5 protein-coding genes and 1 tRNA gene are annotated in these 5,624 nt (G+C 52.9%); 2 read left to right on the forward strand and 4 right to left on the reverse strand.

The window, feature by feature from the left end; translation table 11 throughout:
- A partial coding sequence (locus tag ACWVCN_RS08085) for a twin-arginine translocation signal domain-containing protein (RefSeq protein WP_455245061.1) occupies nt 1-76 on the reverse strand: 76 nt, incomplete at its 3' end.
- A 535-nt stretch (nt 77-611) separates the two neighbouring features.
- On the opposite strand from ACWVCN_RS08085, the gene ACWVCN_RS08090 reads away from it, so the two are divergent.
- Together ACWVCN_RS08090 and ACWVCN_RS08095 are read left to right on the forward strand one after the other, a co-directional pair.
- Nucleotides 612-686, forward strand: a tRNA-Gly gene (locus ACWVCN_RS08090).
- Nucleotides 687-758: 72 nt separating this feature from the next.
- The gene (locus ACWVCN_RS08095; protein WP_455245057.1) at nt 759-1,721 is read left to right on the forward strand and encodes a pyridoxal-phosphate dependent enzyme; all 963 of its coding nucleotides are present in this window, start codon (nt 759-761) and stop codon (nt 1,719-1,721) included.
- A gap of 29 nt (nt 1,722-1,750) precedes the next feature.
- Here the strand turns inward: ACWVCN_RS08095 and ACWVCN_RS08100 are convergent, their stop codons facing one another.
- The 3 genes from ACWVCN_RS08100 to ACWVCN_RS08110 all read right to left on the reverse strand — a co-directional run.
- Complete coding sequence (locus tag ACWVCN_RS08100) at nt 1,751-3,928, reverse strand: transglutaminase TgpA family protein (protein ID WP_455245058.1); 2,178 nt, start codon at nt 3,926-3,928, stop codon at nt 1,751-1,753.
- The gene (locus ACWVCN_RS08105) at nt 3,918-5,066 is read right to left on the reverse strand and encodes a DUF58 domain-containing protein (RefSeq protein WP_455245059.1); all 1,149 of its coding nucleotides are present in this window, start codon (nt 5,064-5,066) and stop codon (nt 3,918-3,920) included. Before ACWVCN_RS08105 ends, ACWVCN_RS08100 begins: the two co-directional genes overlap by 11 nt.
- A gap of 22 nt (nt 5,067-5,088) precedes the next feature.
- A partial coding sequence (locus tag ACWVCN_RS08110; protein WP_455245060.1) for an AAA family ATPase occupies nt 5,089-5,624 on the reverse strand: 536 nt, incomplete at its 5' end.

A 5,624-nucleotide genomic window follows, 5' to 3' on the forward strand; every position in this document is an offset into this window, starting at 1 on the left:
GGACTTTATCGGCCACGGCAACCGCCGCCACCGTCCCCGCGGAGACTTTCAAAAATTGCCGACGTGATAAAAACATTGCTGATACCTCCTCAGTTGAGGGCTCCCTAGGAGCCCACGTGTCTTACTGCTCTAAAAAGAACGTACCGGTTCCCACCCCCCTTCTTGAGAAAAGCTGCTCAAATTGCAGGATGCGAGCTTTGATAAAAACCGGAATCCCCAAGTCCGCATTCTGTAAAAATCCGAGCATCATGGATGGTGAGTATTGGCAAGATGCACACCATAAGTACTGGAAGGAAATGAGTGGCATGAAATTCATAACATGCTGATATTTAAGCCTAAATAAGTTGATGTTCCGACTGAAGACAGCGGAGGTAATTGGTATAGCTGAGTACTTCTTGTATCGCTTAAGAATTTCGTTACGACATTGTTATGGAAAAACCCATAATATTAAATAGTTACAAGAACAATAACAGTGTTACCTTTGCGTAATGTGATGCTCCATGTGTAACGTATGTAACAACGGTTAAGGCGGCGTGAAGGATGTCCCGTGTAAGCTTGACAGCCATTCTGACGGTGAGTAGAATCCCACCCTCTCCAGCACTCTCATTCGAGCGGGAATAGCTCAGTGGTAGAGCATCGCCTTGCCAAGGCGAGGGTCGAGGGTTCAAATCCCTTTTCCCGCTCCAGTTTTCATCCCCATGCGGTTTTTCTAAGTCGAATGCTATCGGGGTTATCTGTGCGCGTTGAGCGCTCGACCGATGCCGACAGGCTCATCGATGACCGAGGTCACGTTATCGTCTGTGGAACGAGCGGCAGAGCTGCTCAATGGAATTACGGAAGTCACTCCCGTTCTAACAAATCTGACGCTGGATGAAGTGTCAGGTTCTACCGTTTTTTTGAAGTGTGAAAACTTCCAGCGTACTGGGGCCTTTAAGTTTCGTGGGGCCTATCACGCCGTTGCACAGCTGATCGCAAGCTCTCGAACAAAGACGTTTGCCACCATCTCATCAGGAAATCACGGGCAGGGTCTGGCGCTTGCCTGTCGGATCCTTGGCGCAAGCGCTCATGTCATCATGCCTAGACCGTTCTCATCAGTGAAACAGCGCGCAGTACTGGATTTCGGCGCAACAGTCCACGAGGTGGAAGGAAGATCTCAGGCGGATGAGAAACTGCGCGAGGTCGTACAAGATTTCGATGCGAGAGTCATCCATCCGTTTAACGATCCCCTTGTCATTGCAGGACAAGGGACCATTATGGTGGAACTGCTTGAACAGGTGAGGGGCTTCGATGTTGTCATAGCTCCTGTCGGGGGAGGAGGCTTACTTTCAGGTCTGTGCATCGTCGCGGAGGCCTCTTGCCCCCACGTAAAAATCTTCGCTTGTGAACCAGCCGGGGCGCTGGATGCCATCGAGTCCGTGAAGGAGAATCGGATTGTCCCGATGCCCCATCCAAACACGATGGCTGATGGACTCAGAACAAGTCTCGGGGATTGGACGCTCCCGATCCTCCGTCGATGCCTTTCCGGTTTCTTCGTTGTGGAAGAGGGAGAGATTGTTCAGGCGATGCGCTTTGCCTACGAGCATTTGAGGCTCGTCATCGAACCGTCAAGCGCAGTTGCCCTTGCCCCATTGTTGCGAAGTGAGGTCCGACTGAAAAGCAAGCGTGTTGCAGTCGTCCTCAGCGGAGGAAATGTTGATTCTTCGAGCGTCCAAGGTGCCTAGGGTAGAGCGAATGGTTGTTTGCTGAGCGGTTATCTCGGCGTCCGACTCAATTGCTGAAGCGCTTTAACTTGTTCCTCGGCTCGGGCGAGATCTTCACGGGAGAGTGCAGATCCGCTGAACCGTCCTCGACAGTAGAGTTCCGTAAAGTCGGCGACAATTGCCCCGCCTGCAGACCAGTTTCTCGAAACAAGTCGGACAAATTCGAGCGGCGTAGTGGACGGGCGCACCAGGACTCCTTGTCTTGTCGTCACGGCTATTATTTTCTTGTACAGGTGAACGATCTGCTGCTGTGTGGGCCTCATGGTCCGTTTCAAAAATATTGCAGGCCCAAATCGTCGAACGAGGATGATGAGCATAAAAAGACAAACGATCGGAAGGATTACCGCCATTCCCAATGTGAGTCGACCTGCCCTAGGACCTTGAAAGTCCAAGCTAATGAACATTCTGCTAGCCGCAGCTTTGAGAACTGACGCCCAATGGCGGACTCGATCACGCGCTGAGTCGCTACTGTTGCGAAGGCTGGAAACGAGGGCCAATTGGTCGCGCGCACTGTACCGAACGAAAAAGCGATCCCAATGAAGTCTGAATGACTCAACGATCCGCTGAAATATCTGCAACCCTGAAGCAGGAGGCAGGCCTTCCACCAGAGGGGTAGGGTCCATGGTCACCCAACCTGAACGAGGGAAATACACTTCGACCCAGGCATGGGCATCTCGCTGTCTTACTGTGTAGTACTTTCCGAAGTCGTTCCATTCGGTGGCTAAAAAACCGGTCACGAGTCTGGATGGAATTCCAAGGCTGCGTAACATGATAACCATGGCTGTGGCGTACTGTTCGCAGTATCCTGTTTTCCTGGTGAAGAGGAAATCATCGATGGGGCTGGCCGACGATGTAGTTTCTATATCGAGACTATAGCGATAGTTGTTCAAGAGGTGATCAAGGACGGCCTGCATTTTGTCATAGGGGGTGCGTGCCTTGTCTGTAACACGGCTTGCCAGTTCTGTCACTTGCGACGAGAGTTTGGGGAGCTGAACATAACGATTCCGGATGGCGTCCGAATATTCCAGGTTTGAGGTCTGTTGCTCATCGTCGACTACACGAATTTCCCGTGATGAGACCGAATACCGGTGCCTGGTCGAAGGAGGGAATGGTAAGTGAAGCCCTGTCATGGTATCGGTTTGAACTCCTGCGAAGTCTCCGCTGATGTATTCCGGAAAAGGCGAAGCGAAGAGAACGGAAGTGTCAAGGGCTTCCAACAGAATGTCCTGGCGAAGGGGCGATAAGTGATTGGTAGAAACTCTGCTTCCATTCAATCGCACGGCATAGGTTCCCTCGCCGACAAGGTCAAGGCTACGCCGGTACCTCGTGCTTCCACTCCAAGACCGACCGTCATAGTGATCGAACGCTACTCCTCGCAGGTAAAGTCGGTCCTTCCGTACCGTTGGTTGATCAGGTAATTCAACCCGCATGACGACCCGAGGGTCTTCTTTGATTGAACCGATCATGCCCAAGTCAACACGCTCGGAAAATCCCGTTGTCTTGAGGCCTTCCCCGCGCGGCTTTTGCAGGATCCCTGCACTGATACGAGGAATGACGAAAAAGATAACGAGGGTCAGCGCGAAAGTTATAAGGGCGATCCCGTTCGTCAGCCAGAAAAACCGGCTGGTAATGTGTTGACTGGAAGACGAGTGGTTCTGAGGCTGCGGTGTAACTGCAGATCCGTTCGCTTCGCCGGTCAAATGATAGAGCAACAAAGTCCATGTTGCGGTGATGAGGTAGAGTAGAAAGATCGGTACGTACCAGACCTCCGTCGTCAGTGCGGCGGAGGCGAGGATACCCATAAGACAGATAGCGTAGAGATGAAGGTAATCGCGGCGTTGACGAAGAGTCAGGAGTTTGATGCATAGCAGCATTACAAGGAAGTGAATGCCGGTAAAAAGCACGTCTTGAGAGATGGCTACTGCATCGAGAAGAGAAAACGCAAATGCCCCGATCAATGCGAAATTCTGGAGGATTGAAGAAGCCTTCGGGCTTGCGGGCATCAGAAGTGGCAACGGTTTCCCCATTGCCTCAAACCCTGCCAGCAGTAAGATAACACCTACAAGAACTGCCAGCCACTCTGGAATGCTGCGGGCTAAAAGCAGACCCGAAATGGCGGTCGCGGAAAGCATTACCGAAGTAAGCCGAAACGCCCGATCAAAATGCATGGGTTAGCTCCTCGATAAGAGGGGCGCGGAGGACCCGATCTGCCAAAGGGGCAATCTGTGATTCGAACGGGGAAGTCCAGGGGAGGATTGCGACGACGTAACCAAGCTCGGCCTCTAGACGACGAATGGAGGGAGGCGCACAAGCCGCGCCGTCAGCCTGTTCCGGTCGCCGGCGTGTGCAGAGGGCAAGAAGACGCATCATTGAAAACAGATGGTCGGGCCCGGAACCAAGTCCCGAGTCATCATTTTCTATAATCAAGCGCAGGGGATAGGATTTGCGCGAGAGTTGCCAGAGGAGCGAAGCGGCCAAGGTCACGCTTCGTTCGAAAAGCCCGTCATGCTCATCCGGGGCAGTTGTAGAGAGCAGGATAGTGATTCGACGCTGGTCTTCAGCTTCGGTTTCCCGCACGATCAATTGAGACGTGCGAGCGGTTGTCATCCAATGGATCCTGCGAGAATCATCGCCGGGCTGATAGAGGCGAAGGTTGTATAATTCTGCTCCCCGTCCTCTTCTCGGGAGTGAAATTCCCTGTCCTTCGGCAACGATGTCTTCAACAAATCTCAGCGAGAGCGGTTTGACCGGCGGACCGACGAGAATTTCGGCTTCGACAGGGTACAACGCGCGTTTGAGGAAGAGGCCGAATGGAAAGAGCGTCTCCGCTCTGATGCATTCGAGACGAAGACGGCCCCGCGCGGTTGCCAACAGCGGGTATGACAACAATACCGATCGCTGACCGGGTAGATGGCTAATAAAAAGCCCCCGGTCGACATCCTGGCCTCCTATGACGTCGTAAATCCTCACGGAGAAGCTTGGAAGGCGTGCGTAGCGATTTGTAACAGACATCGTCACGGTCGTCGGTTCATTTGCCATAATGAGATCCGGTATGTGCCGCTGGAAGCTAAGCCGGCGCAGACACATTTCGGACAGCAATCCTGAAATGATGATAAGGCTCAACATCATGGCAAGCAGGAGATAAAAGAGATTGTTGCCGGTATTGATGGCCGCAATCCCAATGCCCATGGCGAAAAGGAGAAATCTGGTGCCTTCAGAAGTCAGACGCACTGAACGGCGAATGGCGAGATGTCGCAGGCGTGATGTGAATCGAGACGCTGCGTTGTGTCCGAGGAAAATCCGCACAGGCGTGCCTATCCAAATCGGCTTAGACAGGAACGGGAATAGTGTCGACGATGTCAAGCACGATGCGTTCAGCTTGGTCGAAACTTTCCGCACGCATCCCCTGCGTCCGGTTCAGCATGACACGATGTGAGAGAATGATCGGTGCCAACTCTTTGACATCGTCGGGAAGACAATAATCACGTCCCCGCACCAAGGCCAATGCTTTAGCTGCCTTATTGAGCGCGAGGGCGCCTCTCGTACTGACGCCGAGCGACAACAGCTCGCTGTTCCGCGTGGCTTGGACGATGGCCAAGAGATAGTCCGTGAGACTCTCGTCGGTGTGAATCGTGTCTACGCGACGCTGGAGCTCCAGAACTTCCTGTGCCGACATAACGGCCTCGAGAGTTTCGGCCGGATGGTGCGCATAGGGACGTCCAAGAACCTTGCGTTCTTCTTCAAATGAGGGATAACCGATCCTTAGCCGCATGAGGAAACGATCGAGTTGTGATTCAGGTAGTGGAAAAGTACCGTGGTATTCGGCCGGGTTTTGCGTGGCAATGACCATGAAGGGCTGGTGCA

It is taken from the genome of Petrachloros mirabilis (assembly GCF_975968855.1).